This is a genomic window from Cupriavidus sp. SHE (genome assembly GCF_000812445.1).
GTDB lineage: Bacteria > Pseudomonadota > Gammaproteobacteria > Burkholderiales > Burkholderiaceae > Cupriavidus > Cupriavidus metallidurans.
The window spans coordinates 1-2,501 of record NZ_JWMB01000082.1; the positions used below are offsets into that span (position 1 = coordinate 1).

Annotated in this window: 3 protein-coding genes; all 3 read right to left on the bottom strand. The window is 62.5% G+C overall.

Going from position 1 to position 2,501, the window contains the following annotated elements; all coding sequences use genetic code 11:
• Positions 1 to 36: 36 nt before the first annotated feature.
• The 3 genes from RN01_RS30390 to RN01_RS30400 are packed head-to-tail and all read right to left on the bottom strand — an operon-like array spanning position 37 to position 2,418.
• Positions 37 to 1,635, bottom strand: a complete 1,599-nt coding sequence (locus RN01_RS30390; RefSeq protein ID WP_039016825.1) for an IS66 family transposase — start codon at positions 1,633 to 1,635, stop codon at positions 37 to 39.
• 31 nt (positions 1,636 to 1,666) lie between these two features.
• The gene (gene tnpB / locus RN01_RS30395; protein ID WP_039016826.1) at positions 1,667 to 2,017 is read right to left on the bottom strand and encodes an IS66 family insertion sequence element accessory protein TnpB; all 351 of its coding nucleotides are present in this window, start codon (positions 2,015 to 2,017) and stop codon (positions 1,667 to 1,669) included.
• Positions 1,993 to 2,418, bottom strand: coding sequence for a transposase (locus tag RN01_RS30400; RefSeq protein WP_039016827.1), 426 nt, complete (start codon positions 2,416 to 2,418; stop codon positions 1,993 to 1,995). Before RN01_RS30400 ends, tnpB begins: the two co-directional genes overlap by 25 nt.
• Positions 2,419 to 2,501 lie beyond the last annotated feature (83 nt).

Here is a 2,501-nt window from a genome sequence, read left to right on the forward strand (position 1 = left end):
TCGTAAGCGGTCGAGAATCAGCGCCCATCGAGCAGATCAGGACCGCACAGGCAGTCCCATCTTCCACGGCAGCAGGTTTTCATAATCATCGGCGGTCCGGGCGAGCGGAAGCTCCCTGAATAGGGCGACGAGATATTGGTACGGATCGATGCCGTTGGCCTTGCAGGTTTCGACGATGGAGTACAGGTTGGCACTGGCCGTGGCACCCCCGACGGTGTCGGCAAACAACCAATTGCGGCGTCCGACCACGAATGGACGAATCGCATTCTCGCAAGGGTTGTTGTCCACGGGCCACGCTCCGTTCTCGATGAAGCGCGTCAGCTTTGGCCATTGTCGGCTCAGGTAGTGCAGCGCTTTGCCCAGCAAGCTGGCCGGCGCCAGCGCATGTAGGTTGGCGAGCAGTAGTTGCTCCATCTCGCGCAGCACGGCCGTGCTGTAGCTGGCCCGCAGACGCTGACGGCGTGGCGCGGTCCACCCCTTGGCCCGCGCCTCTGCTCGGTAGAGCTTGCCGATCAGACCGATGAACCGCGTAGCGAGCTGGTCAGGTTTGCGAGCGTTCTTCGGCAACGCGTCTTCCGCTTCAATGAAGTACCGCCGGGCGTGCGCCCAGCAGCCCAAGTGCATCAGGCCGTGGGTCTGCGCAATGGCGTTGTACGGCTCATAGCCGTCCGTCATCAGCGCGGCACCTGGTCGCACTCCTGCATAGAGCTTGACCGCTTGCGCGCCGCCGCGGCCCGGAGCGTAAGTGAACAGACGGATCGGTGGTCCGCTGGCATTCATCTGCGCCCAGAGATAGCTGCGGGTCTGGGCGGTACGCCCGGCCTCCTTGAGTACCTGGAGCGTGGTCTCGTCACCGTGGATGATCTCGCTGCTCAGCAGACAATCGCGCAGCAAGTTGATGATCGGCTGCACCGCGATGCCCACGCGAACCACGCTGGCCGCCAGCGTATTGCGGGAGATGTCGCCGCCAAATCGGCGCAGCAGTGCCGCCAGCCGGTACAACGGTAACCCGTCGACATACTTGGACACGATGATCCAGGCCAGCGCCGCTTCCGTAAAGAGCCCCTTCGGAATGATGCGCGCCGGTGCAGGCGTGCGTCGGATGCCTTGATCACAGCGCAAGCACGCATACTTCACACGCTGGTGCTGGATGACCCGAACCTGCTGAGGAATGATGTCGAGCTGCTCGCTCACCTCCACACCGATCTCGACCAGAACCGACCCATCGTGGGGGCAGACCCGTTCCACTTCCGGCAGCTCGTGGCGTACGACCACGCGTGGCAGCGCGGGGTCCAGCGGCTTGCGGCCACCGCGCTTCTTGCGCTTATGACCGGACACCTCGATCTCATCGTCGCCATCTTCCTTCGCGGGAAAGGTGGCGTCGGTGGGAGCAATGGCTTCGGCTTCGTTGAGGAACAGGTCCGTCTGCTCGCAACCGCGCGCCTCGCTGGTCGAGGCAAACAGCTTGCGCTGGAACGCCTTCAGACGCTCCAGCAGCAGGTCGCATTCGACCGTCTTGACCCGCAACTCGCCATTCACGCGCGTGAACGCACTGAGCAGCGCGTCCCGCTCCCGGGCCGCTTCGCGCAGGAGATGCAATTCGGCCGCGGTGATCGTGACGGGAGTCGATGGCATGGCGGGTTAGACACCCATCACCATGCCACGTTCACGCCACGCGCTGATAATGTCGATGAGGATGCCGGCGCATGGCGTTGATGTCGATGCCATCGAGCAGCCAGTGCAGTTGCTCGACCGACAAGGTGGTAACCGCAGCCTCGCGCGGCCAAATGAAGCGATCCTCGTCCAGCCTCTTGAGCAGCAGCCAGAAGCCGTTGCGGTCCCAGCCGAGCATCTTGATACGGTCGCAGCGTCGATTGCGGAACACGTACACTGCCTGTGCAAACGGGTCGAGTCCCAGAGCTTGCTCCACCAACATCGCCAGGCCGTTGATGCTCTTGCGGAAGTCTACGGCATCCCGGTGCAGGAACACCTTCAGGCCTTCGTTGAAGCGGAACATCGAAGTCTCCCAATCGCTTCGATCACAGAGCATGCCTGTTGCGTATCGCAGTCGCGCAGATCGATTGATGCGCCGTTCGGCAGCAGAATGTGCACGCTAAATGTGCGGTTCTCCTGCACCGACGGCATCTCGAACTGTACGGGCACAAACGCTGGCGGCTCCGCTTCAATTACTTCCGCTTCTGGCGCCGACTTCCCTGTCGCGCGCTCATACTGGCGCACCCAACTGCTTAGCTGATTCGCGTTGATGCCGCATTCGCGAGCAAGCTTCGCCATCGACACGCCGGGCTCGCGACATGCCAAGATCAACTCGCGCTTGGCCTGCGCATCATAAATGCACCGGCCGTCCCGCTTACGCCCGACTACCAGGCGTCCCGCTAGCTCCATCGTCCACTCTGACATTACGTTCCCAGGTACCTTACGTGGGAACGTAGCTTCTCAGGTGCGACGCGACGGCGGCAAGACGCGCATTCTCGATCGCTTAC

Coding starts and splice junctions, on each gene's coding strand:
- RN01_RS30390 (WP_039016825.1), bottom strand. CDS start 1,635: ATGCCATCGACTCCCGTCACGATCACCGCGGCCGAATTGCATCTCCTG.
- tnpB (WP_039016826.1), bottom strand. CDS start 2,017: ATGTTCCGCTTCAACGAAGGCCTGAAGGTGTTCCTGCACCGGGATGCC.
- RN01_RS30400 (WP_039016827.1), bottom strand. CDS start 2,418: ATGTCAGAGTGGACGATGGAGCTAGCGGGACGCCTGGTAGTCGGGCGT.